The organism is Bremerella sp. P1 (genome assembly GCF_028748185.1).
In the GTDB taxonomy this organism is placed as follows: domain Bacteria; phylum Planctomycetota; class Planctomycetia; order Pirellulales; family Pirellulaceae; genus Bremerella.
This window is the reverse complement of the sequence record NZ_CP118164.1, coordinates 5,089,501-5,115,773: the sequence shown is the minus strand read 5'-3', so window position 1 is coordinate 5,115,773 and position 26,273 is coordinate 5,089,501. Positions and strand designations below refer to the sequence as shown.

Genomic DNA, 26,273 nt, shown 5'->3' with positions numbered 1-26,273 from the left:
CCCAAAAGAGTGCTCTAAAAGAATCGAACGTCGGAGCGTTCGCCTACCTGCTGGCCCGAATCAGAAAGCCAAGCCACACGCTAACGGTCAGGGAGTCACGTAGTAGGAATAGCGATGTTGGTAAGATGTTCCCGGGAACGAGATTTCCATCGTTGCCATGGTAGGATCTGATTCCAGCGGCTGCTTGGGGCGAAACATCTTTTTGTCGCCTCGTTTCCAATAGTCGAATTCCCACGTTTCGGTTTTTTGGAGCAGGCCCTTCCAGAAGGTCACTTTGACTTGGCAACGCGGAATACCTTCTAAGCCGTCCAGAGTGAACTCCACGCCCCGCTTCGTATCCGGCCAATAACGCTTGGTGACGTAGGGCTGATACCGTCCGGTAAATGTCAACGACTTACAGTACTTGGCGATATCGTGATCTCTGGCATCTCCTTCATACGAAAAGCTGACCGCCGTCGAAAAACGGGGAGAATAAACGGTCACCTCGACCTTCTTCACCCCGGGGACTGTGGTGTTCCCAACGGACTTCCCCAGGGCTTGGAGTCCTGTCTCATAGCGGCCATAGAGCCAGGTATTGGTGTCCCAGTTCCGGACGAAATGGACGTTCGTGCGTGTCGCTCCATCGGCGCCGGTCAGTTTCACGACGATCGTCGCGTCGCGAATTGCCGGGCCTTGGTTGTGAACGTAGAGCCAATCAAAAGGCCCCACCGGTCCCCAGGACTCATCCAAGTCAACCGTGATACGGTTGGCGGGATAGGTTAGATTCGCGGCATACTTTTTGGCAACCGGTTCCAACATCTGGTGAGTGGCATCGAGCTTCTCCATGGCCGCAAATAATGGGTAGAGCTCATTCTTGATCGCTGTCTGCATCTGCTCAGCTTCCAGCCCGCGAGAGTATCCTCCACCAGGATTCCCCATGAACCCATCGATGAATGAGTTGGCCATGAGTTCGCCCGTTCCCGGCGGCTTGGGAAGAGCATTGAGGCGCTCTACTCTCTGAAGGCATTTTGCCAGCGACGCTTCCGTCTGCCGCGTGATGTACTCAATTTGCCGATCGGAAGACTTGATGTCTTTCAGGGATAACATCGTCGTATGCCCCGATGACAGCGTCTCGGTCAGATTGCCGGGGCCCTCGAACTCATCGGGAGATGTCTTCAACGGCATGGCAAGGTGGCCTGCCAGGGTTCGGTACTCCTGGGGAAGTGCCGGTGGCGCGGCCACGACAGGCTGCGAAACCAGCAGACTGGCAATGCCCACCAGGGCCCCCAAAAGCAAAGCCGTCGATCTCGCCAGGTAAGACTCATGGCCCGCAGGCACACAATTGTTTCGCATGATCGTTCCTCAAGAAAAAGTGAGTTAGGGATCACGCAAGCGGAGGATGTTGGCTCGGCGCATAAAAAAGGGACGCCGAACCAAGTCCGCTCGTCCCGACCTCCGCCAAGAGGCACGACAAAACAGCACCCGGCCGACGTCCCCTTTCGGGGACGCGGTACAGGTTGCTGCTTTCTGTCGTTCGAGAGCCCGAGGGCTCAAGTTGGCGGTTTCGGGACGAAGCAGTTTCCTGACGCTCACGCGTCATATCGAAATGTCTGGCCGACCTTGGGTCAGCCGTTCATGAAAAATGTATTCCGTAAATGTGTTGAAATGGACGTAGCAAGATAGTTGCTCGCCATCCCCCAAGTCTACTATCTAAGATCGTTCCAGGGAAGCGATATGAATCATCTGGTAACCGGCCGCGGGAATGTCGATCATCGCGGTGAATACCACAAAACAAGTTCTGCTGTCGAATGGCGTCTTCAGCTACAATTGTTCAAATTGATCATCATCGCCAGCGACTAACTCTTCGCTTAGCTGGCGAGCTACCGTCTTAGCAATCAGTTGAATAAACTGCGACATTGCGTTCGCAATGGGTTCTGTGGCATGACTGTTGTCGGTCGAATTATTCGGCCTGTTCTCTGACATAGGTCCTCCAACTGAATTATGCGCATAAAAAAGCCCCCGGAGAAGTTCACCGTGGGCTTAGAGGAAACATCGAATTGTTTGGCAAAGAGATTAGTCCTGATTGCCAGGTTCATAGGTTTGAAACTCAAATCGCGGATGCAAGTGCCGTCGCATACGATTGAGGTTCATCGGAGCCTCGGTCACCGGGATGTATGGATCTTGCAGGCCCATTGAATCCATTTCAGCCTGCAATTTGGCTGCATTCTGCACCGCTGGCAGGGTGATCCCTAGTTCGGCGGCAATGTCGCGTTGTTTCATGCCCCCGTCTCGGAGCGCGATAACACGCTCTCGAAACGCTTCACGCTGAACTGGCTCGAACAGGTCCACCTCAAGCGACGGCGTCATGACTTCTCGCGCCAACGTAAGGTCGTTCAATCCAGGAACCAACGAACATAGATTCAGCTGAAACTTCGCGCGAATGACGATCGCCCCGCCGTCGCAGAGACGCATGGGATGAGCCTCGATACGTGGGATCAACTTGCGCATCACTCGGCTAAGTTCATATGGACACACCGAACCTTTGGCGATCGCCTCCTTGGCTAGTTCTCGTACCTGATCGGAAGTCGGAAGCACCGGCGCCACGCTAGGACGTGACTCTAGTTCTTGCAGTTCTAACTTCGCCTGCTCCAACTCGGCCTCGGTTTCAGCAATCTTCTGGGAAACAAAGTCAGAGCCCTTGCCATTCAGAATGAACTCGACCAAGCGATTCAGGTCACGTGTAAGCTTGTCGATCCGCTTTTCAATCTGGTTCCGCTCTGACTCTCGCGTGTTAGTCAGAGCTTGAAATTCATCTCGCACTTGGTTCTGAAGCGTTTCTGGGAAATTCGGCAACTTGTCGCATACTTCATAGACAGCCGTCAGAATCTTCGCAGATGCAAGAAGCCCATCGAAGGTCGCACTTTGCCAGCAATGGTAGTCACGAGCCCCCTTGCAAACCATGTGGTCCACTTGGCCATGCCCTCCCCACTGCATTGGATGACCGCAGACAGCGCAGAACACTTGCTGACCAGGAAAACGCGTGCGTTTCTTGGGAACGTTGGCTCGAGAATCGCGGCCGTTCACCTTCTTGCGCCGAAACGGTGCGTTCTTTGCGTCGAGCTTTCGGAGGAGACGGTCATATCGCTCGGCATCAATGTAAGCCAAATGCGGAACTTTTCGGACTTGAAGATTCTCTGGCGGAGCCTTTACGGAGCGTCGTTTACCAGACTTATTGTTCCGCTTGGCCATCTTACGGCCTGCTTCCCGGATACCCTTCAGAATTGGATTGTGAATCAGTCCCGAGACAGCAGCTGCAGTCCATTTTTTCGAGCGACCAAACGGACCTTTCGGGACTTGATTCTCGTTGAGAAAATCCGCCACCATCGAGTAGGACTCTCCCTTCTCAAGTCGCGAAATGATCTCCATAACGATCGGCTCTGCATCGGGATCCTTCGTCACATCCGCATCGAGAGCTTTGGGAAAAGGCTTGATATACCCCTTCGGTACCGTTTGGATCATCCCCTGAAGAAATCGGTTTCGAATACTTCGCGTAATTCGTTTAGAGGTATCCGAATTCGACTGTTCATGGTGCATCGTCGCGAAGCTGGCTTTCAGGCGCCAATCCTCGTTAACGGTGTCTAAGTTGTCGTTTAGCATTACGACCCGAGTATCGTGGTCTTCGGCCAATTCCAAGAAATCAATCGCCCGATTTCGGCGACAGATTCGAGCCAAGTCCTCCGCCATGAACAGATCAAATCGGCCTGACTCGATCGCCTCTTCGATTTCATTCAGTTCCGTGCGATCAAGCAGTTCGCCACTTCCCCGGCTTTGAATGACCTTGACTACGAATTTCTGATCAAGGTTGTCTTCACACCATTTGGAACAGATTGCGATCTGATCTTCAAGGCTACGCGTATCCTGATGGACCGTCGAGATGCGGGCCACGATCAGGACCAAGTATGTGAGGCCATTCTTTGGTGAAGGAATTCCACCGGAAAAAGAAATCATGGAGATCTCCCAAGAGATTATGTCCATGACTACCCTTCCCTTCACGCTACTTGCATCTCGCCTATGGCAGGATGATTCCCGTAGTCGTCCAGTACAGAGTGAATGGCACAGTGTGCCAAAACACGTCGCAAGAGGTGAGAGGACGGTATTCTATGCCATAAGAGCTGATAAGCCCTAAATCCTTGCAGAGGCAATGACTTCTATCTAAGTCACGTGTCTACAACGACTTGCGAGATCGGCTCTAACGAATCCCGTTCTCTCCGCTTTCGGAATAAGGCTCGCCGTAAGGTCTTTATTAAAAAGGCTTTACGGCGAGCCTTATTTTTTGTCCCAGTCGATTGGGACAAGTTCGGTCGTCGAGGACACGGAAAACCGTCCTCGTTGACTCGCTTCTGACCGAATTATGTCCCGGCTAGGCGATCACATCCTTCAAGACGTGTGCTTCTTCGACTCCGGTCAGGCGGAAGTCGAGGCCCTGGAAGCGATACGAGAATCGGTGGTGGTCGATTCCCAGCAGGTGCAAGAGTGTGGCGTGAAAGTCGCGGACGTGGACAGGATGTTCCGTTGCCGCGTAGCCAAATTCATCGGTGCCGCCAAAGGAGAAACCGTTTCGTACGGCTCCGCCGGAGAGGACCATTGAGAAGCCTTTGATATGATGATCGCGTCCTGAACCTTGTGCCATTGGTGTACGACCGAATTCGCCTCCCCACACAATCAAGGTATCGTCGTACAGGCCGCGCTGCTTCAGATCTTTGATTAGCGCTGCCGTTGCCTGGTCGACTTCTTTGGCCGTAATTTCCATCGAGCGTTTGATGTTACCGTGGTGGTCCCAAGCGCGATGGTATACCTGGACGAAACGAACGCCGCGTTCCAACAGTCGCCGGGCCAGCAGGCAATTCGACGCAAAGGTGCCATCGCCGCCGCTGGTACCATAGTCGTCCTTGGTCTGCTGCGTTTCGGTGCTGAAGTCCATCAGGCCTGGTACGCTGGTCTGCATGCGGAAGGCCATTTCGTACTGGCGAATCCGCGTGGCAATTTCAGGATCATCTACCAGGGCGTCGAAGTCCTGATTCAATTGGTTAACCGTATTGACCAGGCGCTGCTGGGAATCTTGCGAGACCCCTTCCGGACGATTCAAGTACAACACCGGGGCACCGCTCGACTGAAACTGTACTCCCTGGAATCGCGAAGGAAGAAAGCCGCTATGCCACTGCCGGGCAGCGATTGGCTGAGCCTGGCCTCCTTTTCCCACACTCGTCAACACGACGTAGCCTGGCAGGTCATCGCATTCCTGACCTAAGCCGTACAGCATCCAGGAGCCCATGCTAGGTCGTCCGGCCAGGGAAGAGCCCGTATTGAAGAGAGTATGCGCCGGATCGTGATTGATTTGATCGGTGTACATCGAACGAATGATGCAAAGATCGTCTGCGACCGATCCTATGCTGGGAAACTGCGAACAGATCCGCTGGCCACTTTCGCCATAGCTGGCGAACTCGAACTGTGGCGCGAAACAGTTGAGTGGCCTACCCTGCAATTGGGCGATCTGCTGCCCCTTGGTCAGCGATTCAGGCATGGGCTTGCCATGCATCTCACCCAGCGTCGGCTTCTCGTCGAAGGTTTCCAGGTGCGAAGGACCGCCGGCCATGCACAAGTGAACGACTCGTTTGACTCGTGGTGGATGATGGGGCGGATTGATCACTCCTTGGGACAGATCTTCGGCACGAGACTCGCCGGACAACATCGCCATCAATGCAGCGGGGCCGATTCCCAATGCGGTACGTCGCAGAAAGCTGCGACGCGTCTGAAGGTTATCGATAGTGCTCATATTTTCAACTCAGTAGCGAGTGATCGTTTCGTGGAGGTTGAGAAGCGTTCGTGCAACACCGGTCCAGGCGGCAAGCTCGGCACGGTCGACGCCTTCCGGCACCGGCGTCATGCCCACGCCGACAACCTGGTCGGCTGCCGCCGGCTCGCCGCGATAACGTGCGAGGTCGGCTTCGTACAGTTCCTTAAGCAGTTTCAACTCATCAGGGCGAGGCGCACGCATGAGCGTTTTACGAATCATCCAGGCAAGACGATCCGCGAATTCAGGCGACTCCTGGGCCAGCGTTCCGGTTGCCAACGCCCGGGCAGCTTCGACAAACGTGGGATCGTTCAACAGCACCAGCGACTGAAGCGGCGTATTGGAACGCGAGCGCTGCGCTGTACATTCTTCGCGAGCCGGGGCGTCGAACGCCAACATGCTGGGGTGCAGGAACGTTCGTTGCCAATGGGTATAGACGCCACGTCGGTATTGTTCTGGGCCTTTGTCGTGCTGATAGGTTCGCTTGGGGAAGTTCAACTGGGCCCAGTAACCAGCCGGCTGGTAAGGCTTGGCACTCGGTCCGCCAATCTCCTCATTGAGCAGGCCACTTACCGAAAGAGCGTTGTCTCGGACCATCTCCGCGTCGAGCCGCCAGCGTGATTGGCGAGCATACAGCAAGTTGTAAGGATCGCTCTTGCGAGCCTCGGCCTGCACTTGCGACGACTGGCGATAGGTCTCGGACGAGACGATCAGTCGCACCAAGTGCTTAACGTCCCAGCCACTTTCGATGAATTCGACGGCAAGCCAGTCCAGCAGTTCTGGGTGTGTTGGCGGCTGTCCCTGAGAGCCCAGGTCGTCGACCGTTCGCGCTAAGCCCTGGCCGAAGAACAACATCCAAACTCGGTTCACGAAGGTGCGCGCCACCAAAGGATTGTTCTTCGAGGTCATCCATTGAGCAAGATCAAGACGCGTCAAGCGTTCGTCCGATTGCTTTTCGACCGGCGGCAGGAAATGAGGAACAGCTGGGGCTACGACTTCTCCGGAATCGTCCATCCAGTTACCACGCGGCAGCACGCGTATGGGACGCGGATCGGTTGCGGTCGTTGCCAGGGTGGTGACGATCGACTTTTCCAGTTGTTCTTTTTCTTTGCGAAGCTTGGCCAGCTTGTCTCGTGTTTCCTTGAGCAGCGGAGTCTGTTCACGAAACGCGGCATCAATTGTGGTCTGCTGCTTTGGTGTTCTCTTCTCGGCGGAAATCGAAATCAGATCGCGAACTTCGTCCGATACATTCAACAGCGAAGCCACCGCGTCGGCATCTCGGGAAATGGACAACCGAAAACGACCGAGGTTATGCCCAGTACCATGGTTCTGACGCAGGCGAATCTCATACGTGTGTGCCGCTGCCTCACCTTCGGGGTGATCGTCGAGCACGTTGCCACCCAGGATAAGCTCTAAGGGCTTGCCGGTCTGTGGCAGAATGGCCCAGCCGTTCTTATTCCCATCGACGATGTACTGTGGCGAATGATTCGTTTGAGTATGGGAGGCGATTGCCTTGTCCCATTTCACGGGGTGACCGTCCACCAGCATCTCGACCGCATGCAACACGAGATTTCCATTGCCCGCCCGACCAGGTCCACTTTGAGGAAGCGACTTATCAGGGATCAGTTCCAGTCGCAGTGCGATCGGGCCTGGCTCGCTGGAAAGTTCCTTGGTGTCGACGGTGAGCACGTAGACGTCTTTATCGGGATTCTTACCGCTGGCCAGTACCGAGTTGTCCTCCAAGACGCTGAGCTTGGCACTACCTTCCGAGCGTGCTTCGGTCGGAGTGACGACTTGCCAGCGATTGGCGTGATCTTGGATCTTCCGTTCCCAGTCGCTTCGCGCGGCGGCAAGCTCTGGCGTTGATTGCTGAAAAACCTCTTCCGATTGCTGTATCTGTGTGCTGAGTTGCGCAAGTTGCTCGGCCTGCTCGGGCGTAGGCACTGGCAATTGGGCAACATGAACCGCACTGCGGACAATCCCCTGCTCTTTGATGTCTGCGAAGAAAGCCGCAAAGCTATAAAAGTCGTGGGCTGTGATCGGATCGAACTTATGATCATGGCACTCCGCACATCCCGTGGTGAGCCCCAGCCAGACGGCGCCGGTGGTTCGGACGCGATCGGCCGAGTACTTCGCCAGGTATTCCTTGGGCTGCACGCCCCCTTCGCCCGAAGCACGGTTCAAGCGGTTATACGTTGACGCGACCTTCTGCCAAAGCGTTGCCTCTGGCAGTAAATCGCCGGCTAACTGTTCAACCGTGAACTGGTCGAATGGCTTGTTTTCGTTAAAAGCGCGGATCACATAATCGCGATACGGCGAAACGCTGCGAGTCTGGTCGCCGTGGAAACCCAGCGAATCGGCATACCGGACCAGATCGAGCCAATAGATAGCCATCCGCTCACCATAGTGGGGCGATTGCAGAAGCTGATCGACCATTGCCTGATAGGTCTCATCAGTCGGGCTGTCCACAAACGTATCGACCATGTTACCGGTGGGCGGGAGCCCCGTGAGGTCAAACGCTAGTCGCCGGGCAAGCGTCCGCGGCTCGGCTTGGTCGGCCGGTTTCAATTCGGTCCTTTCCAGCTTGGAACGAATAAATGCGTCGATCGGATGTGCTGCGCCGGCGGGGACTTCGGGTCGCTTGAGGGACTCAAAAGACCAATGCTTTTGATACGGGGCCCCTTGATTGATCCACGCGCGTATGACGGCGACCTCCTGGGGGTTCAGCGGTTCGCCATGTTCTGGCGGTGGCATGACCTCGAATTCATCCGACGCGGTAATGCGTCGGATAAGTTCGCTTTCGTTGGCATTGCCTTCGACGATCGCTCGGTGCCCGCCGAGATCTTGGATTGCCGATTCACGGTCGTCCAGGCGCAGGTCGGCCTCGCGAGAATTCGCATCGGGGCCGTGACAGGCAAAGCATCGATCCGACAGGATCGGTCGAACGTCTCGATTGAACTGGATTGGTGAGTCAGCCCAAAGGGCCTGCGTCAGCAACAACAGCAGGCACCATGCCGTGAGGAAGCGTGTCATACGACTATCGTTCGGTAAACCGGGGAACGCGTTTAGGAGGGGAGTACAAGGAGGGCCTTCAGGCTGACGCGCCCGCCGTATGAGCAAGATCAAACGACCAAGTTGCCAGCCTGATGCTTTTCGTATTTCGGAAGTAGACCTTCCAACATCGCCCAATCTGCCAATGTATGCAACCCACAAAGCTGCTTAATGTTAGAAGGGCCAAAATGTGCAAGTAAAATATTTCATTGCTTGCAATTCTTATTTCAATGAAATAGCATAGGCCCCCGCATTCCTTGTTTCAAGTGTTTCGTGGAGATGTTGATGCCCGCGACGGTGAAAGACGTGGCCAAAGCGGCCGAAGTTTCAATCGGCACGGTTAGTCGCGTGCTGAGTGGCGAGCCCACTGTTGCAGAAGCGACGGCCCGTCGCGTCTTGGAAGCGGTCGAAAAGTTGGGCTATTCACGACTGCGAAAGAAAAGGCCAGCTGGCGTGGGGCAGCAGCTGACCAAGAAGAACATCGCCATGCTGTTGCTGGGCATGGATCGCTCGTTGGTAAACTTGCCGTCGGTTGCTTGCGGAATCCATGGGGCAGAGTCAGCACTCTCCTCCGCAGGTGCCAATGTCTTGATCTCGGACTTGCCGCATGTGAAAGACATTCCCAAGTCACTTGCGTCACCAACCTTGCACGGAGTACTGGCAAAGGCGGCACTTCAAGGGAAGTTGATCGCATCGGCCGACCAGGAGTTGATTGCCCGTCTACGTAAGATTCCGACCGTTTGGTTTCTGGGCCGACCACAAGGGGCCGACTGGGGTGATGTGGTTGAGTCGAACGATATCGAAGTGGGCCGGCTGGCAGCCGACTACTTGATCGAGATGGGACACCGGCAGATCGCGATCGTCGATCCGAAGCCCGATCATGTAACGTTCAGTCAGCGCTGTGCAAGCTTCTCATGGTTTGCCACTCAGCATGGAGCGCACGTTGAAAACATCTTTGGCGAAAGCTCGGATTGGCAGCTTCCGCTGCAACCGGTTCGCCATGTCGAACTGGTCGACGAGCTTGTCGGCAAACTGCAAAAGCTTCGCAAGAAGCCGACCGCCATCTTTTGCCCTGCGGATTGTGTAGCCGCCATGGTCTACCGGGCATGCTCGCGCCGCGGTACCAAGATCGGCAAAGAGATCAGCCTGATCTCCTGCAATAACGAACTTCCTCTTCTTACCGGACTTTATCCGGAAGTCACAACGATTGACATCTGCGCCGAGCAAATTGGTCGACAGGCAGTCGAGCAATTGATTTGGCGTTTTGACCACCCCGACTCGCCGATCGTTTCCGTGTCGGTGAAGCCTTTACTGGTCGAAGGGATGTCCGTTGCCCGCCTCACCAGGAGTAACAAATGAGAATTTGGTTTGCCCTCCTCTTCCCGTTCTTCACGATTCCCCTTGTCGCTGCTGGCAACGATGACCTACCGATTGTTCCCGAAGGATTTCAGGTGGATGTCGTCGCCCGTGAACCGATGGTGAGCAATCCCTGCGTCATGGCGTTTGATAAGCTTGGGCGAATTTGTGTTGCCCAAGGCCCGCAGTGGCGCGGCCCGACACGTCAAACGCCGGGCGACCGAGTCGATATCTTGCTGGACGATAACGCGGATGGGATTGCCGATCGTCGCCAGACATTCGCCGAGGGGTTCAATTCCATTCAAGGCATCGCTTGGTACGGCAATGATCTTTGGGTGGCCAATGCCCCGGACCTGACCGTCGTACGCGATACCGATGGCGACGACCAGGCCGATCAATACATTCGCGTATACACCGGTCTGGGAAACCTCGAACACTCACTACACGGCTTGAACTTCGGCCCCGATGGCAAGCTTTACATGTCGAAGGGGAACTCCAAAGGATATAACCGTTTGGATCAATTGGCTCCGAAGGTTTTTCGGGAAATGTGGGGACTGCCTTCCCCAGAAGGAGCTCCGGATTACACACCGCTGGAGGTCTTCACGAAAGACACCTATCAGCGAAAGTATCACACGCCGCAAGATGATTGGGGCCAGCAAGGCGGCATTCTCCGCTGTAGACCTTATGAAGACGACCAACTATTCGCCCAGGATCTTGAGATCATATCGCGCGGCTTTCGCAACCCGTGGGATATCGCTTACGACGACCACTTCAACTGGTTAGGCACCGATAACGACCAGACCCAAGGGGACAAGATCTTCGCACCCTTCTACGGAGCGCACTTTGGCTGGGGCCATCCCTGGAGCTTTCACTGGACGGGCAAAGACCACCTGCCAACCGTTCCGGCAAGTGCTCCGCTGTTCGAAGGCTCTGGTTCCGGTGTCATCCACTATCATGCCAGCCAATTTCCCGAAGCCTATCGCAACATGTTCTTCGTGGGCGACTGGATGCGGCGAGAAGTCTACGCCTTTCGACCGCAATGGGATGGCGCGTTGATGCGTTGCGAAGGGGAGTTTCCGCCTGTGTTCGCGCATGCCGATGGCGGCCGTTCGCTGCCGTCGAGCTCAGGCCGCGTGTTCGAGCCGACCGATATCGAAGTTGGGCCCGATGGAGCGTTATATGTATTGAGTTGGGGACAAGCCTACGGGGCGACGATTCAAGATGGAAAACAAGTCGACGCGGGGCGTGTCTATCGCATCCGGTATACTGGCAATCCGCTGGTCAAGTGGCACAGCGAGCACCGACAGAAGCCGATCCCGGAGTGGACCTTCGATCAACTTCTAAGCGATCTTGGCAGTGACGTACCCGGGTGGAGAGTGAATGCCCAGAACGAACTGCTTCGCCGTGGTGAGCCAGCGGAACGGCTCCTTCTCGAAGCGTGGGAGGATCAATCCCTATCGCCGTCGCAGCAAACCTGGATTCTCTGGACGATCGGGAGATTTTTGAAGTCAGATGGGACTGATGACTTTCTAGCTTCCATTGTGAGTGACGCCAACGCTTCGCGGAGTTCGCGCATTCAAGCACTTCGCATCCTGGCCTATCGTGCTGGCGAATTCACTCCAACCAAACCGCTTCCGCAAGTCGCAAAGCAACTTCTCGCTTCCCAAGATGCACGACTACGGCACGCGGCAGTCGATGCGATCTGGCAAGCCGATCAGTCCCAATGGAATGACGATCTTGTTCATCTCGCCGCCCATGAAACAGACCGAATCGTCTACTATGCAGTCTGGAATGCGCTGCGTGAACTGGCCTCACCCCAACAACGCAAAGAGTGGCTCAGCGATCCGCGGCCAGGCGTTCGCCAGGCTGTGCTACTGGGGCTGTTTCACGACGACGCAATCGACGGAGAGGAAGCTACGCCTTTTCGACAAGATCCCGACGCACAGGTTGCGTCTCTGACCAATACCTGGCTTGAAAAGACCGGCAAAGCGGAGCCACTCGTACGATTTGACCCGCCAGCAGGCGAATACGCCGGAACCATAGATGTCACCATCAGCACGCCGGTCCCAGGGGCCTTTTTGACGTACACGCTCGATGGTTCATTGCCGACGTATACCTCTTCTCGGGTCCAAGGGCCAATTCACATTGAACAAACCAGCCAACTTCGTGTGGCCATTAATCGTGGCAACGAAGGGGGCAGTCAGTTTTCCGCAGCCGACTATGACATTCGTGAGGTTGTCCATTATCGGCATCGACCATTTGTGACTTCGCCCCAGTCACGTACGGGACGCCATTATGAATTGGACTGGGAAGGGTTGTTGCCTGGCAAGCGTCACTACACGGATCGCGACTATGTGATCCGACAAGTGCCAAGCGAGCTTGCCAATCTCCCCTTTTTACGTATGGCCAACAATGATGATCGATCGAGCGGTGCGGAGTTCCTTTCGTTCGAGCTTCTCGAACCTTGTGACATCATCGTGGGAGTCGACGCACGCAACCCTGAGCCGCTTGCGTGGATGAACGTGAACCAAGCGGACGGGTTCGAGGACATGGAGTTGGAACTGGCGACGACCGATCCGATCTTTCGGCTGTACCGCAAACACTTCTCGCCAGGAACGGTTACCCTTGGAGGCAATACGAACCATCCTCAGACCGATACCGGTCGAGGGCACTACCTGGTAATTTTCGATCGACAAATCCTCCCGTCGCCTGGCCCGAAAAAGAAGGTCACGCTCGAGGATGCTCTGGCCAAGTTTGCGACGGCAGATCCCGAGCGAGGGCGAGAGCTGTTCCTGCATCCTCACGGAGCCGGCTGCTTCAAGTGTCATCGTATGGAAGGAATCGGCGATGTGCTGGCCCCCGACCTTTCTGATATTGGAAGCCGAGCGAAGACTCCCCAGGTATTGATCGAATCGATTCTGGAACCCAGCAAGGTGATTACCGAGGGCTTCGCCCAGCAACAGATCCTGACGTTTGACGGCAAGGTAGTCACCGGTGCCGTCGTCGAAGAAACCGGGCGATCGCTAAGCGTTGTCGGTTCCGATGCGGTCCTGCAGGTTATCGACAAACAGGATATTGAAGCACGAAAGGGTTCCCACGTTTCTCCCATGCCCAGCGGCTTCGGCGAGATGATGAATGCGCAGCAGATCGCGGATGTCGCGGCATGGCTAATGACACAGCAAGTGATCGGTGATCGCGATGGTTTTTCATTCAAGGAGACGCAGAACCAAGTCGACATCTATTTTGCCAATCAGCGTATCGGGACCTACCTCAAGCAGCACCCCAAGCTTACCCGCCGTGCGTTGGTCAATGTGACAACCCCCAGCGGAATCCAAGTCACTCGCAACTTTCCGCCGCGCAAACCGGAAGACATCGACCCTGGCTACTCTGCCGAAGAGGGTATCATTCACCCGGTGATGCACCCGGGAATCTGGATCGGGTTCGGTGACGTCAACGGAAACGACTATTGGCGACTGCAGTCCAAAGTCATCTTTGACAGCTGGGAGCAGCCGCTCCAAGGCGACCGAAATTCCGGTAGTTTCACCGCTCTAAACCGCTTGATGAGTCAGGATGGGAACCAGGTTGTTTGCACGGAGACAACACGCTACGAATTCCAGCGAGTCGATGAGGGAATCGTCCTGCGTCTTTCGGCAGAGTACCGTTCTGACGACCACGACTTTTACTTCGGCGACCAGGAGGAGTCTGGCCTCGCTATTCGTGTGGCGTCACCTATCCGAGTTCAAGGTGGCGGCGGAACGATTGTGAATGATCGGGGTGAAATTAACGCGGCAGCCATGTGGGGCAAACCAGCCAAGTGGTTCGACTACTTCGCCACGATCAACAAGCGTCGAGTCGGCCTCGTCGTCGTGTCGAGCAGTGAAAACACTCGGCCGTCGTGGCTGCATGCTCGCGACTACGGCGTGGTGGTTACCAACCCGTTTCCCAAGCAGCCCAAAGAGCGTCGCGAGCCGTACGTGAAGACGTGGGTCAAACGCGGGGAGCCACTTCACCTTTCCTATATGATCCTGATCTACGATATCTCTCCGGACGACCTGGCAGGCCATCAACATGTCATCGAATCGTTTTTAAGCTCGGGTAGGTGACAAGTCGAAACCACGCGACATACGGCGGTACTAGCGATTGCATCGCCGGATTGCCGGGATCGTCTTGATGAACCTCGGTGTTTGGCCCATCTCACATGGCTCTGGGGATCGTGGCAGGTGGATTCCGCTACATCACGAGTTACGAGCTAGCGAAGCAAGATTTGCTAAACGCTCTGTGAGCTGTTTATATTTCACGTAGCGCTCGTCCCATCAATCCAATGTGAGACTCCCCTCATGCGCGCTCTCGCCATTGCAATTCTGCAGCTCCTGGCAGTTTTAGTTCCCTGTGCAGCCCGGGCAGCAGACCAGAATGTCTCTCCAAATAAGCTGGGCGTCTTAATCGAAAAGTACTGCCACGATTGCCATGGCGGCGAAACGCAGGAAGGAGACCTGCGTCTCGACAACCTCTCTTTCGATATGCAAGTCAACTCCGAAAGTTGGAACTTGATTCGATATCGACTGATCACGGAAGAGATGCCGCCTGACGACAGTCCCCAGCCTTCGCACGGCGAACGTCAGCAGATGGTGCAGTGGTTGACGACCGAGTTACGGGCAGCTCGAGTCGAGCTCATGGAGCCTGAAGGATTTCATCTGCCCAAGTTTGGGAACAAGGTCGATCACGAATCGCTGTTCAACGGAACGATATCCGGTCCCGCTTTTACACGGGGTCGACTCTGGCGCATGAGTCCTCATGCGTACGATTCGCTGACCAAGGGAGAACTGGCCAAGAATGTCAAAGAGATTGCCCAACCCTTCAGCGAGATGAGCGAGCCAGGCCTTAAGGATTACGCTTCTGCATTTTCGATCGATGAGCCCACGACAGACCAATTGATTCGAAATGCACAAGCGATCGTTGCCAGTCAGACACGTGGTGAACTGGTCGATGGAAAGTGGGTCGCTAAAGGCTATCCGCAACCGGTGAAAGAGATGGTTATGCTCTTTCATGAAGAAAACCAGCCGCTCTCGGCCGAGCTCAAGACTCGAGCCATAGAGAAGCAGTTTCAATTGATCCTCAAGAGAAAGCCGACGGACGACGAACTTGAGCGCTACTTGCAGTTCCTTGACCAAAACATCGAGGCTTCCGGGCCTCAGCTGGGCGTACGGACAACGATGGTTGCCGTACTCCTTTCCCCGGAAGCCGTGTTTCGCCTGGAACTGGGAAGTGGCACGCCAGACGAGTTTGGTCGCCGCATGTTGTCCCCCCAGGAACTTGCCTACGCGCTTGCCTACGCATTAACCGATCGGCAGCCCGATGGTCAGTTATTACAGGCAGCTGCCGAGGGCCGATTGCAATCGAAAGAAGACGTTCGGCGTGAGATCGATCGCATCTTCGATTCTGAAAAGATTCAAAAGCCGAGACTAATGCGGTTCTTCCAAGAGTATTTCGGCTATCTGGCGGCGACCGATATCTTTAAAGACAAAGAGCTCAACGCTCACCATCACCCGACAACTCTCGTTCAGGATACCGAACAGCTTATCCAATGGATTCTTGATCGCGACAAGGATGTATTGTTCGAGCTATTAACAACCAACAAAGCGTTTATTAACTTCCGTCAGGATCCGAAAAGAGGAACCGTCCAACCGGCTCAGCCTAAGAATCTTATCCATACTTCGTACGGTTTACCGGTCGATTGGAAATGGACTCCGAACCAACCTGTCGAGCTTCCGCCGGAGGAGAGAGCCGGCATCTTAACGCAACCTTCGTGGTTGGTCGCCAACTCAGGCAATTTCGACAATCACCCAATCCTGCGTGGAAAATGGATTCGTGAACGACTACTGGGCGGAACGATTCCCGACTTGCCCATCACCGTCGACGCCCAACTTCCCGAAGAACCGCAAAATACCTTGAGATATCGGATGAGAGTGACTCAGGAAGAGTACTGCTGGAACTGCCATCGCCAGATGAACCCTCTCGGATTGACCTTTGAAGTGTACGACCATTTCGGACGCCATCGTACGCTGGAGCATGTGGTGGACCTGGAGGCGACGGCGAACAATTTGGACAAGAAAGGTAATCCACTTGGGAATGTCTATCGGCAGATTCCTGTCGACGCTACCGGCACGTTGGCCGGCACTGGCGATCCTCGCCTGACTGGCGACTATCGCGATGCCGTTCAGATGATTCACCAATTGGCTAAATCCGAACGAGTGCGACAAGTCTTCGTCCGTCATGTTTTCCGTTACTTCTTAGGACGCAACGAACAGCTGAGCGATAGCCCTACTCTGATCATGGCAGATAACACCTACGTGGAAAGCGAAGGGAGTTTTCGTGCGCTAGTGACTAGCCTGCTAACCAGCGATTCCTTTTTGTATCGCATCGATAGCTTCGCGGATGATGCGAATCCGCAAAAAAATGATTGATACGACGAAACCTCCGCCGAACTTAGGTCATTTGATTATGGCTTATTAGGTTTTTATGTTGCCGTACCGGCGATTGGCTACCGCTTCTCCTCTTCTGCCATTGGAGCCGAAAATGAACCTGACGCGTCGAAACATCCTGCAGGGAATTTCGCTCGGAGCCTCAGGCATCCTGCTGTCTCCGTTCGTTCGCCATCTTGCCGCCGAGGAAGCTGGTAATTTCGAGCCGAAACGAATCGTATTCGTGATGGAGGGAAACGGCTTTAACCCCAATCAGGCACAGCCGACCACGATTCCGCGTAAGAACAGCGCTCAAAGCCGCAATGATGTTAGCGAGTTACAGGATATCTCCTTGGCGGACCACGAATTGTCCGAGGCGATGCAGCCCCTCAGCCCTTTTAAGGATCGATTGGCCGTCATTCAGGGGCTCTCCAGTCGAATCTGCGGAGGTGGCCACTCGAATAACTTCGGGGCCCTAGGCGTCTATTCCAGCAAAGCTGGGGCATTTGGCGAAACCATCGACATGGCTTTGGCAAAAGCACTGCCATCGATCTTTCCGCAAGTCGGTTTGGGCATATCTGATCGACCGGAGCATTCAATTATCTACAACACTTCGGCGCTTGAACGAGGCAAGAAGGTTCCGACGCAATGCCGTCCAGACCTGGCCTATCAACAACTGTTTGGCAGCGTCGCCGATGGGGCAGCGGCGAAGACTTTTCATTCCAAGACCAACCTATTGGACTTCATGGTTGATGACGTGAAGCGATTGCAGCGTCAGCTGAACTCGACGGAGCGCGAGAAACTGGGCAGCTACCTGAGTGCGTTCGAGTCGATGCGAAACCGCCAGGGCCGATTACTTGATAATCAAGAAGCACTTCAGAACAACAAGCCCCAAACCAACGACAAGTACTTTAGCGACGTTGAAACGGACCGCTTGGAAGCGCAGTTTGATATCGGCGCCGCAGCGCTGATTAGTGGACTGACCAACGTACTTACGATCGCTTCAGGCTGTGGCGATCCTTATTTCAGCGTGAAGTTTACCGGCCTGGGAATCAACTTCGGCAAGCATAGCATCGGGCATGGTCAAAGCTATGACGGAATGACCTGGGAACAGCTATCGATAAAGATTCGCCAGTTCCACTTCCAGCTCGTGGCACACTTGGCCGACAAACTACAGCGAGTTCCCGAAGGAAACGGTACGATGCTCGACAACACAGTCATCGTCTATCTTTCCGATGCGGCTGAGGGGCATCACAGCCGCTGCTGGGAATGGCCAATCGTCGTGCTAGGCGATTTGGGAAGTCGCTTGAAAACCCGCGGGCGATATCTGTGTTACCCGCGTTACGGAGAGACAGGGCACCGCACGGTTGCCAACTTCTACACTTCTCTGCTGCACGCGGCCGGTGCTCCGCGTGATCGTCTTGGACAACCGGACCCGAAACTTGATCACCTCGACCAGGATGGTCCCCTGGATGAACTTATGACCTAGATCCGACCTCACCAAGAATTTGATGTCAGATTCAGCAACACCCCAGCCGCTATCGACCTGGAACTTCCTTGGAGTCCTTGCCGTCTGCCTGATTGGTTCCTCGACAACGTGGGCCGATGATCCCGTGCGTACGCTTTCTTCGCAGGACATCCAGGGAACCACGGCAGGCGAACGCACCATCAACAGCGTGAAAATCCCATTCTGTTGGTGCCCGCCAGGCAAATTCACCATGGGAAGCCCTGACCAGGAATCGCATCGACACGACGACGAAGGTCAAGTCGAGGTTACGTTTGAGCATGGTTTCTGGATCAGCCAACATGAAGTCACCGAAGCCGAATACAAGTTGATCACGAACCGGTCCCCCAGAAGCTCGCTGGGCGAGAACTATCCCGCAGCCGATATGCGAAGTGGTGATGCACGACGCTTTGCTGAAATGCTCACCAAGCGTGAAAAGGAGGCCGGTCAAATTCCCGATGACTGGGAGTACGCGATGCCGACGGAAGCCCAGTGGGAATACGCATGTCGAGCGGGAACCTCAACGAGCTTTTGCTTTGGTGATTCCGAGCAAATGCTTCCCGAGTTTGGCAATTTTGCGGACAAACAGCTTTTGAGTTTTGACCCTTCTGAATATCGCTATTCCGATTCTCGGCTTGACGATGGTTTTCCCACGTTGGCGCCTGTCGAGAGTTACCGTGCCAATCCATGGGGCATCTACGATATGCACGGAAATGTTTGGGAATGGTGCCTGGACGAATATAGTCCTAAGCTACCGCGTGGTAAGAATCCGCAAGGTCCCGAAAGGGGAAATGGCCAAGGCCGCGTCATTCGTGGAGGAAGCTGGCTTAGCCATTACCACTACTGCCGATCTGCCATGCGGAACGCTCATCACGATCTCAACTCGGCTCCTTATATCGGCATCAGGATCGTGCTTTGCCCCAAACTGCGGAATAGCGAACGCGAACGGCAATGATTTACCCATAAAGCCGAGCACTCTCCGCAGCGAAATGTTCCGCACAATCTGATGTGACCCCCGGAGTGGAACGTCGCCAGCATGTGGCTCTACGACATGTGACGGGAGCAAAGCTTCTTCTCCAGCTACTCGATCGTCTGGAAATCATGATGTCACGTGATTTTTGAGAAACCTGCGAGTCGGGATGGGGTTTAGAGTGTTCAATGGCCGGAAGCACCGGCGCTACAGCATCAGGGCAATCCACTAGTTGATAACTCGTAATTTACGGCGACTGGTAGGGGGGTTCACTTTTCAATGCGCAGTCTATTCCTCTTCGCACTAGCTACCTTTGCCGTGTTCCTTCCGCTTGGCGGCCTCGCTGCCGACGAGCTTTCGGATGCCGAATCGTTGCAGTTTTTCGAGAAGAAGATTCGCCCCGTATTGGTGCAGGAGTGTTATTCCTGCCACTCCGCTGAAGCGGATGAAATTGAAGGCGGCTTAGTACTGGACACGCGTTCCGGGAGCCGGCGAGGGGGTGATCGAGGCCCGGCTGTGGTGCCTGAGAGTCTGAAAGAGAGTTTACTGATCGAAGCGATCCGGCACGCTAACGATGATTTGCAAATGCCCCCCCAAAAGAAGCTATCTCCCGAGGTCATTGCCGACTTCGAGAAGTGGATCACGCTAGGCGCGTTCGATCCCCGCGAAGGGGAGTCCGTCGAAGTTCATCGATATGGTATCGACATCGAAGAAGGTCGAAAGCACTGGGCTTTCCAGCCTCCACAAGACCAAGCCATCCCTGACGTTAATCGCGGTGACTGGCCCAAGACAGAAATAGACCGGTTCGTTCTCGCCCAGCTTGAATCTCACGGCATCTCACCGGTTGATGATGCAGATAAGAGAACGCTCCTGCGTCGCCTGAGCTTTGATCTCACCGGTCTGCCTCCAACGGAGAAGGAAGTTACGGCATTCGTAACCGATGACTCCCCAGCGGCGTACGAAGCAGTGGTCGACCGACTACTGGCATCTCCACACTTCGGAGAAAAGTGGGCTCGTCATTGGCTGGACGTCTCGCGGTATGCGGAGAGCACCGGTAGCACGGTGAACTTCTTCTACCCTCATGCGTGGAGGTATCGTGATTATGTCATCGATGCCTTTAATGATGACAAACCGTACGACCAATATGTCAAAGAGCAGTTGGCCGGCGACCTAATGCCGTATGAGAACCCCCAGCAGCGGGCGGAACACATGATCGCCACCGGCTTCCTGGCTCTGGGTACCAAGACTCTTAACGAGAGAAGTGGCCTAAAGCATGAACTGGACGTAGCCGATGAGCAGATTGATGTGACAACCCAGGCATTTCTGGGCGTCACGGCTGCCTGCGCACGCTGCCACGATCACAAGTTCGATCCGATTCCTCAGGCAGACTACTATGCCTTGGCAGGCATTTTCCGCAGTACGGAAACATGCTATGGAACGATTCGTTATATCAACGCACAACGTCCTAGTAGGCTTTTGACGCTACCCGACGATGCCGATTTTGACGTAGCGGTTTCCGATCTTTCCGATCGAGAACGCACCCGCATCGAAGATCAGATCCAACAGATTCAGGAGCAGATTCGTGATCTGCGCGATCCTGTGCAACGATTCCTGACTTCCGGCAGAATCTCGCTGCTGCAAGCCCAGCTGGATCTTTACGAAAGCAGCGGCGAACCTAAGATGCTGGCGATGGGGGTACGTGACAAACGCTCCGGTCCCCAGTTTCGATCTGGCCGTCCGTTCGCATTCGGGCAAGGCGCCAACCGTTTTAGCTACGATGGCACACAAGTGATTTCGGACAGCCCCGTGTACAGTCGGGGCGAGTACGATTCGCCTGAAAAGGGATCGATACCGCGTGGCACTTTGCAGGTACTTTGCAGCACGCCGCTTGAAATCTCGCGACGCAATAGTGGTCGGCTCGAGTTGGCAGAATGGATCGTCGCTCGCGACAACCCGCTGACGGCACGCGTGATGGTCAATCGCATCTGGCTTCAACTCTTTGGCCGCGGATTAGTGCCCACCGCCGACGACTTTGGACATGCCGGCCAAGCGCCTTCCAATCCAGAACTGCTGGATCATCTCGCCATTTCCTTCATGAATGATGGTTGGAGTGTCAAGCGACTGATTCGCCGAATCATCACGAGTCGTGTATATCAGCTGAGTTCTACCAGAGAAGATCAAGCGTTCCGAATGGATCCTGACAACATCCTACTGTGGCGAATGTCACCGCGGCGTCTCGATGCCGAAAGTCTTCGTGACGCCATGTTGGCGGTCAGCGGACGCTTGGAAGCGAAACCACCGATCGGCTCTGCCGTTGCCACGCAAAGTGACGGGCCGGTCGATCGGTTTGGCTTCGTTCCTATTTCGCGATCGATCGATGATCCAGACAACGTCCATCGATCGATTTACCTGCCCGTCATTCGAGACAATCTGCCTGAGTCACTCGCTCTGTTTGATGCGGCTGACCCTTCCTTGATTACCGCCCATCGACAACAGACGACCGTTCCATCGCAAGGCCTGTACCTCCTCAATAACGACTTCGTTTTACGAGATTCGGATGCGGCAGCCCAACAGTTGTTGAAAATCTCGGATGAGAAAAAACGAATCGAAGCGGCATTTGTGCAGTTCTTCGGTCGTGAGGCGACCGCGCAGGAACGCGATCAAGCCAAGGTCTTCCTTGCTTCTTACAAGGCTGATACCCCCGTTCGCATTCGCTTCAATCGACAAAACCCTGATCAGGCTCGCTGGAGCGCCTTTTGCCAGGCGTTGTTTGCGAGTGCTGAATTCCAATATCGACGGTGAGACACAAAACATGCACTCACGCAGAAATTTCCTACAGTCATCCGCTTCCGGTTTCGGCTACCTTGCGTTTGCAGCACTTGCGCATAGCCAGGCTGCTCATGCCGAAGAGGCGATGGCCAATCCGCTTGGCTCGAAGAAGACTCACTTTGAGCCCAAGGCTAAGCGTGTCATCTTCCTATGCATGGAAGGCGGTCCCAGCCACCTGGACACTTTCGACTACAAGCCACAACTTCTTGCCGATGATGGCAAGCCAACGCCACGAAACCAAGGAGGCGGCCGAAGCGGAAAGCTGCTGGGCTCACCCTTCCAGTTCAAGCAGCACGGAGAGAGTGGGCTTTGGGTAAGCGAGTTGTTCTCGAATGTTGCGACCCACGCGGACAAGCTCTGTGTCCTCAACGGAATGCATACTAACTTGCCAGCGCATTCCCAGGCATTCCTCCAACTCCATTGCGGCATCTTTCAGTTTTCACGCCCCAGCCTAGGTGCGTGGGTCCTCTACGGGCTAGGGACAGAAAACACAGACCTGCCGGGATTCGTCTCGATCAACCCACCCCGAAACAATGGCGGAGCGGCAAACTACGGATCTTCGTTCTTGCCGGCGATGTACCAGGGAACACGGATCAGTCGAAGAGGATTCGGTTCCGGAGAGACGATCAGCAACTTGAAGAACGATCGTCGTAGTCGAGACGCCCAACGCACCCAACTCGACTTGATTCAATCCTTGAATCGCTCAACCGCCGACTCGCTTGGCGGCAGCCCAGAAATCGAAGGATTGATCTCTTCCTACGAACTCGCTTTCCGAATGCAAAGCGAGATGCCGGATGTCTTAGACATCAGCAACGAGACCGCCGCGACACTAGAGCTGTACGGAATTGAACAGCAAGCGGGACAGCAGCGTCGTCGGCCGGGCATGTTTGGTGGTGGAGGATTTGGCCGCCCCACCGGTGGAACCGACACGTTTGGGCGTCAATGCCTTTTGGCTCGGCGGCTGATCGAGTCCGGAGTCCGGTTTGTAGAATTGACGATGAGAGGCTGGGACCATCATTTCAATTTGGCGGAATCGCTTCAGGGCAGTTGCAGTTCGGTGGATAAGCCCATCGCTGGCCTGCTGGCTGATCTCGAACAGCGTGGATTACTGAAGGATACGCTTGTCCTGTGGGGTGGCGAATTCGGCCGATCACCCTACGCCCAAGGTGATGGTCGCGATCACAACAACAAAGGCTTCTCAATGTGGATGGCGGGTGGCGGCGTCAAAGGAGGCCACGTTCATGGTGCGACCGATGAATATGGTTATGAAGCCATCGATGGACGAGTCCATATCCATGACTGGCACGCCACAATCCTGCATCTTCTCGGACTCGACCACGAGCGACTCACCTACCGCTACGCCGGTCGCGACATGCGTTTGACCGACGTGAAGGGCAACGTGGTGGACGACATCATCGCGTAAATTGAACGCGATGATATCGGGGCCTCACTACCTGACTGGACTGACGGCCGGTGGCTTCCAAGATCCGTCGAGCACATCTTGCTTTGGCCAATACAATCTCAGATTCATGCTGAATCCACCTGACTCTGGCGTTGGAAGCCAGTTGTTTTCCTTATCCTTTCCGGGTGAATCTCTTTGAATGTAAAGGGTTAACGATCCATCGTCGCCAAAACTCAATGGATCGCAATCTCCAATGGCGTAACGGTTGAGCGGGTTGTCGGCGAATGCCTGTTGGTCGTTGTACATCGTCAGCGACCAAAACGCGCGAACGGGAGGAATTTCCTCTTTCGTAAAATGCAACACATACGTCTTTTCCGCGTCGAACGGCGTGTTGTCGGAATCGACGAAGGCGGTGGGATAGACCGCGTCTTCAATGACGTTGGCTCCTAGGCCTCCATAAGCGATCAATGCACGGCGATAATAGTCTGTGCCGTAGGTCCCAATGGGCGACATCAGCATCCCCCAGTTGTTGACCACAGTTCCGGCACTGGCCAATCCGCCTGTGAGGAGTTCCTGGCAGTGTGGTATTGCCTTATTGAGAGCGGCTTGAACATTGGCAGGCAACTTTGCGAAATCGAATGGCTTGCCGGGTTCCAACCCAAGGCGTTTCATGCGGGCCAGAATTGGGTAATCGTTGGGATGGGGCGGATTGTCTTTCGTCAGTTCGATAAAGCGGCCGTAGAACTGGGCAGCATCCATCCGGGCTACCTGTTCTGTTGGAGGGTCCGTGGAAACGTTGGAATCTACTTTGCCCTTGGGAGGCGTGTAGTCTTTTCCCCATGCTGAGAGCGGAACCGCCTTAAGACCTGCTTGGAACTCATGAACATTGGCGAAATCACCTTCACCATTGGTTTGCGTTCGGCCGATGATCCAGCCCATGCTCGTAGGTGCTTTAATGACTTCCATGTCGCTGGGAAGTGTGCCTTCCCAATGGGGACCAACAATTGCGAATGTCTGCTCAGCAGTTCCCGTTGTTCGCTTGCCAGGCGAAGCAAATACGTCGCTCCACAAGTCGAGCATGGGAAGCAGGTAGTAACGATCCTGAGAATCTGGAGCGTGAATAACGAGGGGCTCCTTGGTGACGTCGAACCACAGAGTCGAGTAAAGCGTATCGGCATTCGGCCGCACGACATCAGTAAAGTTCGCATCCGGAAATCTAGGCGCATTCGCGAATTGATTCACGGGAGCCTGTAGACTGGAAGGGTCAGCCACCTCACAGTTGGTACTAACCTCGCGTGTGACATCCATAATCACCAACGGATAGGCGTAGAAGTACGCTTCGTTCGCGATCTGGGCTACTTCTTCTTCGGTCAGTCCATCGTCCGCTTGAACCGAGGAACATGGAGCAATTGTCATGAGAAATCCAAGCACGGCACCTGCCGCAAAAAATAAACGCCAGTGCGTGAGGCAATCGAGATATTGCAGACGTAACATGATGTACTCCCATCTCGTTAGGGGCAGATTTCGAAAAAGACGTCACTCATGCGGAACACTCTGTTCTCAAGCAGGAGCATGTTAGCTCCACGCTCCTACTCGAAACGTTTTCTCTCAAGGTCACCTCCTATTCCGCAGGAGGCGACTCTTCCGATTCATCGAGTCTGACCAGCAACGCCTCCTGCGTTTCATCGGGTCCGAAGTGTACGAGGATATTGGCCTCGTCCTCCGAAAGGTTATAAATACCGGTTTCCATAATCACGTCCGGGTTCGTTCCGTCGGCCGCCTTCCATACGGCACGCTGCGTTTTCTCGTCGACCATGCCTTCCACGGGATGGGTCACGCCGGTCGATTCGTTATAGAACGTTCCCCCAATCAGGCCGTCTTTGCGAATCGCCAGTTGCAAATACATGCTGCTTGCGTTTACCCCTTCCTTGGTGATCGCGAAGACGCCCAGCGGCATCCAGTCGTCGGCTTGGGCTTGCTCGTCAGTCGTTTCCGGTGCAGCGGAAGCAATTTCCGAGGCTTCGTTGTAATACTGCTCGGCCGAGCCATACTCGTTGCCATTTACGTAAACGACGTTGTTTTCGTAATAGACATTTCCGCCGGAGCCGTATTGGTAATAGATCGGGTTCGTCCATTGATAGGCGACCCACCCAGTGATTGCACCGGCCGTTGCCCATTTCCACCAGTGACCATGATCGTGATAGTTTGGATGGTTGGGATACCACGGGTGATACGGAGGACGATTTACCGGGGGACGGAACCCAGGCGGCCTTGTCCCAGGAGGTCGCCCATCGGCAATCGGCGGCTTGGCTACCGGGCGGTCCCCAGTTCCAGGACGCATAGGACGATCACCTGTGCCTGGAGGCTTTGGTCGGTCGGCCGTATCAGGTATGGCCGGACGCTGACTTGCCGTCGGTGGCGTTGTACCAGGCTTGAACCAGTCGGGCATCGATGGCTGTTGTCCCGGCTTGATGTTGTTTTGGATCTTACCTCGATCTACGCTTGGACGAGTGCCGGCGCTGGGCCCAGCAGGTCGAGTGGATGGTAGTTGTCCGGTACCAGGCCGCGTGGATGGCAACTGGGAAGAGCCAGGCGTCGATGGACGAGGGCTAGGTTTTGGGCTAACACTTGGTGTCGAAGGACGCGGAGACGGCTTGGGACTGACACTAGGTGTCGACGGCCGAGGCGTCGGACGCGGTGAGACCGATGGTGTACTTGGCCGCGTTGAAGGACGTGGCGAAACGGACGGCGTACTCGGGCGTGGCGCAGGACGACTCATCGATGGCGAACGGTTCACTGATGGACGAGCACCGCCAGCACTACGTCCACCGCCTCCACCACCGCGTCGCTGCGCCTGAACATCATGAGCG

Annotated in this window: 15 protein-coding genes; 9 read left to right on the top strand and 6 right to left on the bottom strand. The window is 55.1% G+C overall.

All coding sequences use genetic code 11. The features are described 5' to 3' along the window. Window positions 1-87: 87 nt before the first annotated feature. Window positions 88-1,332: a hypothetical protein gene (locus tag PSR63_RS21360; RefSeq protein ID WP_274327702.1), complete on the bottom strand. Its 1,245-nt coding sequence runs from the start codon at window positions 1,330-1,332 to the stop codon at window positions 88-90. Window positions 1,333-1,713: 381 nt separating this feature from the next. On the opposite strand from PSR63_RS21360, the gene PSR63_RS21355 reads away from it, so the two are divergent. Beyond that, window positions 1,714-1,839, top strand: a complete 126-nt coding sequence (locus PSR63_RS21355; protein WP_261362067.1) for a hypothetical protein — start codon at window positions 1,714-1,716, stop codon at window positions 1,837-1,839. A 213-nt stretch (window positions 1,840-2,052) separates the two neighbouring features. On the opposite strand, the gene PSR63_RS21350 is transcribed toward PSR63_RS21355, so the two are convergent. The 3 genes from PSR63_RS21350 to PSR63_RS21340 all read right to left on the bottom strand — a co-directional run bounded on the left by PSR63_RS21350 (window position 2,053) and on the right by PSR63_RS21340 (window position 8,863). Then, complete coding sequence (locus PSR63_RS21350; protein WP_224437868.1) at window positions 2,053-3,987, bottom strand: recombinase family protein; 1,935 nt, start codon at window positions 3,985-3,987, stop codon at window positions 2,053-2,055. 412 nt (window positions 3,988-4,399) lie between these two features. Beyond that, the gene (locus PSR63_RS21345) at window positions 4,400-5,812 is read right to left on the bottom strand and encodes a DUF1501 domain-containing protein (RefSeq protein ID WP_274327701.1); all 1,413 of its coding nucleotides are present in this window, start codon (window positions 5,810-5,812) and stop codon (window positions 4,400-4,402) included. Window positions 5,813-5,821: 9 nt separating this feature from the next. Then, a complete protein-coding gene (locus PSR63_RS21340; protein ID WP_274327700.1) occupies window positions 5,822-8,863 on the bottom strand; it encodes a PSD1 and planctomycete cytochrome C domain-containing protein in 3,042 nt (1,013 codons plus the stop codon). A gap of 303 nt (window positions 8,864-9,166) precedes the next feature. Between PSR63_RS21340 and PSR63_RS21335 the strand changes: the two genes are divergently transcribed. The 7 genes from PSR63_RS21335 to PSR63_RS21305 all read left to right on the top strand — a co-directional run bounded on the left by PSR63_RS21335 (window position 9,167) and on the right by PSR63_RS21305 (window position 23,424). Continuing rightward, the gene (locus PSR63_RS21335; protein WP_274327699.1) at window positions 9,167-10,240 is read left to right on the top strand and encodes a LacI family DNA-binding transcriptional regulator; all 1,074 of its coding nucleotides are present in this window, start codon (window positions 9,167-9,169) and stop codon (window positions 10,238-10,240) included. Then, window positions 10,237-14,340, top strand: coding sequence for a PVC-type heme-binding CxxCH protein (locus PSR63_RS21330; RefSeq protein WP_274327698.1), 4,104 nt, complete (start codon window positions 10,237-10,239; stop codon window positions 14,338-14,340). The genes PSR63_RS21335 and PSR63_RS21330 overlap by 4 nt, the downstream gene beginning before the upstream one ends. A gap of 234 nt (window positions 14,341-14,574) precedes the next feature. Continuing rightward, window positions 14,575-16,701 carry a DUF1588 domain-containing protein gene (locus PSR63_RS21325; protein ID WP_274327697.1) on the top strand — a complete coding sequence of 709 codons (2,127 nt, stop codon included), beginning with the start codon at window positions 14,575-14,577 and terminating at the stop codon, window positions 16,699-16,701. Between the two features lie 112 nt (window positions 16,702-16,813). Continuing rightward, the gene (locus PSR63_RS21320) at window positions 16,814-18,187 is read left to right on the top strand and encodes a DUF1552 domain-containing protein (protein ID WP_274327696.1); all 1,374 of its coding nucleotides are present in this window, start codon (window positions 16,814-16,816) and stop codon (window positions 18,185-18,187) included. A 22-nt stretch (window positions 18,188-18,209) separates the two neighbouring features. After that, on the top strand, window positions 18,210-19,157 hold the full coding sequence (locus tag PSR63_RS21315; protein ID WP_274327695.1) for a formylglycine-generating enzyme family protein: 948 nt from the start codon (window positions 18,210-18,212) through the stop codon (window positions 19,155-19,157). Window positions 19,158-19,451: 294 nt separating this feature from the next. After that, a complete protein-coding gene (locus PSR63_RS21310; RefSeq protein WP_274327694.1) occupies window positions 19,452-21,974 on the top strand; it encodes a PSD1 and planctomycete cytochrome C domain-containing protein in 2,523 nt (840 codons plus the stop codon). Window positions 21,975-21,984: 10 nt separating this feature from the next. Then, complete coding sequence (locus PSR63_RS21305; protein WP_274327693.1) at window positions 21,985-23,424, top strand: DUF1501 domain-containing protein; 1,440 nt, start codon at window positions 21,985-21,987, stop codon at window positions 23,422-23,424. Between the two features lie 27 nt (window positions 23,425-23,451). Here the strand turns inward: PSR63_RS21305 and PSR63_RS21300 are convergent, their stop codons facing one another. Next, window positions 23,452-24,819: a DUF1254 domain-containing protein gene (locus tag PSR63_RS21300; RefSeq protein WP_274327692.1), complete on the bottom strand. Its 1,368-nt coding sequence runs from the start codon at window positions 24,817-24,819 to the stop codon at window positions 23,452-23,454. Window positions 24,820-25,024: 205 nt separating this feature from the next. After that, on the bottom strand, window positions 25,025-25,852 hold the full coding sequence (locus PSR63_RS21295) for a hypothetical protein (RefSeq protein ID WP_274327691.1): 828 nt from the start codon (window positions 25,850-25,852) through the stop codon (window positions 25,025-25,027). Window positions 25,853-25,940: 88 nt separating this feature from the next. On the opposite strand from PSR63_RS21295, the gene PSR63_RS21290 reads away from it, so the two are divergent. Continuing rightward, on the top strand, window positions 25,941-26,261 hold the full coding sequence (locus PSR63_RS21290; RefSeq protein ID WP_274327690.1) for a hypothetical protein: 321 nt from the start codon (window positions 25,941-25,943) through the stop codon (window positions 26,259-26,261). Window positions 26,262-26,273 lie beyond the last annotated feature (12 nt).

Coding starts and splice junctions, on each gene's coding strand:
- PSR63_RS21340 (WP_274327700.1), bottom strand. CDS start 8,863: ATGACACGCTTCCTCACGGCATGGTGCCTGCTGTTGTTGCTGACGCAG.
- PSR63_RS21325 (WP_274327697.1), top strand. CDS start 14,575: ATGCGCGCTCTCGCCATTGCAATTCTGCAGCTCCTGGCAGTTTTAGTT.
- PSR63_RS21320 (WP_274327696.1), top strand. CDS start 16,814: ATGAACCTGACGCGTCGAAACATCCTGCAGGGAATTTCGCTCGGAGCC.
- PSR63_RS21345 (WP_274327701.1), bottom strand. CDS start 5,812: ATGAGCACTATCGATAACCTTCAGACGCGTCGCAGCTTTCTGCGACGT.
- PSR63_RS21355 (WP_261362067.1), top strand. CDS start 1,714: ATGAATCATCTGGTAACCGGCCGCGGGAATGTCGATCATCGCGGTGAA.
- PSR63_RS21350 (WP_224437868.1), bottom strand. CDS start 3,987: ATGATTTCTTTTTCCGGTGGAATTCCTTCACCAAAGAATGGCCTCACA.
- PSR63_RS21360 (WP_274327702.1), bottom strand. CDS start 1,332: ATGCGAAACAATTGTGTGCCTGCGGGCCATGAGTCTTACCTGGCGAGA.
- PSR63_RS21295 (WP_274327691.1), bottom strand. CDS start 25,852: ATGCCCGACTGGTTCAAGCCTGGTACAACGCCACCGACGGCAAGTCAG.
- PSR63_RS21330 (WP_274327698.1), top strand. CDS start 10,237: ATGAGAATTTGGTTTGCCCTCCTCTTCCCGTTCTTCACGATTCCCCTT.
- PSR63_RS21305 (WP_274327693.1), top strand. CDS start 21,985: ATGCACTCACGCAGAAATTTCCTACAGTCATCCGCTTCCGGTTTCGGC.
- PSR63_RS21335 (WP_274327699.1), top strand. CDS start 9,167: ATGCCCGCGACGGTGAAAGACGTGGCCAAAGCGGCCGAAGTTTCAATC.
- PSR63_RS21310 (WP_274327694.1), top strand. CDS start 19,452: ATGCGCAGTCTATTCCTCTTCGCACTAGCTACCTTTGCCGTGTTCCTT.
- PSR63_RS21300 (WP_274327692.1), bottom strand. CDS start 24,819: ATGACAATTGCTCCATGTTCCTCGGTTCAAGCGGACGATGGACTGACC.
- PSR63_RS21315 (WP_274327695.1), top strand. CDS start 18,210: ATGTCAGATTCAGCAACACCCCAGCCGCTATCGACCTGGAACTTCCTT.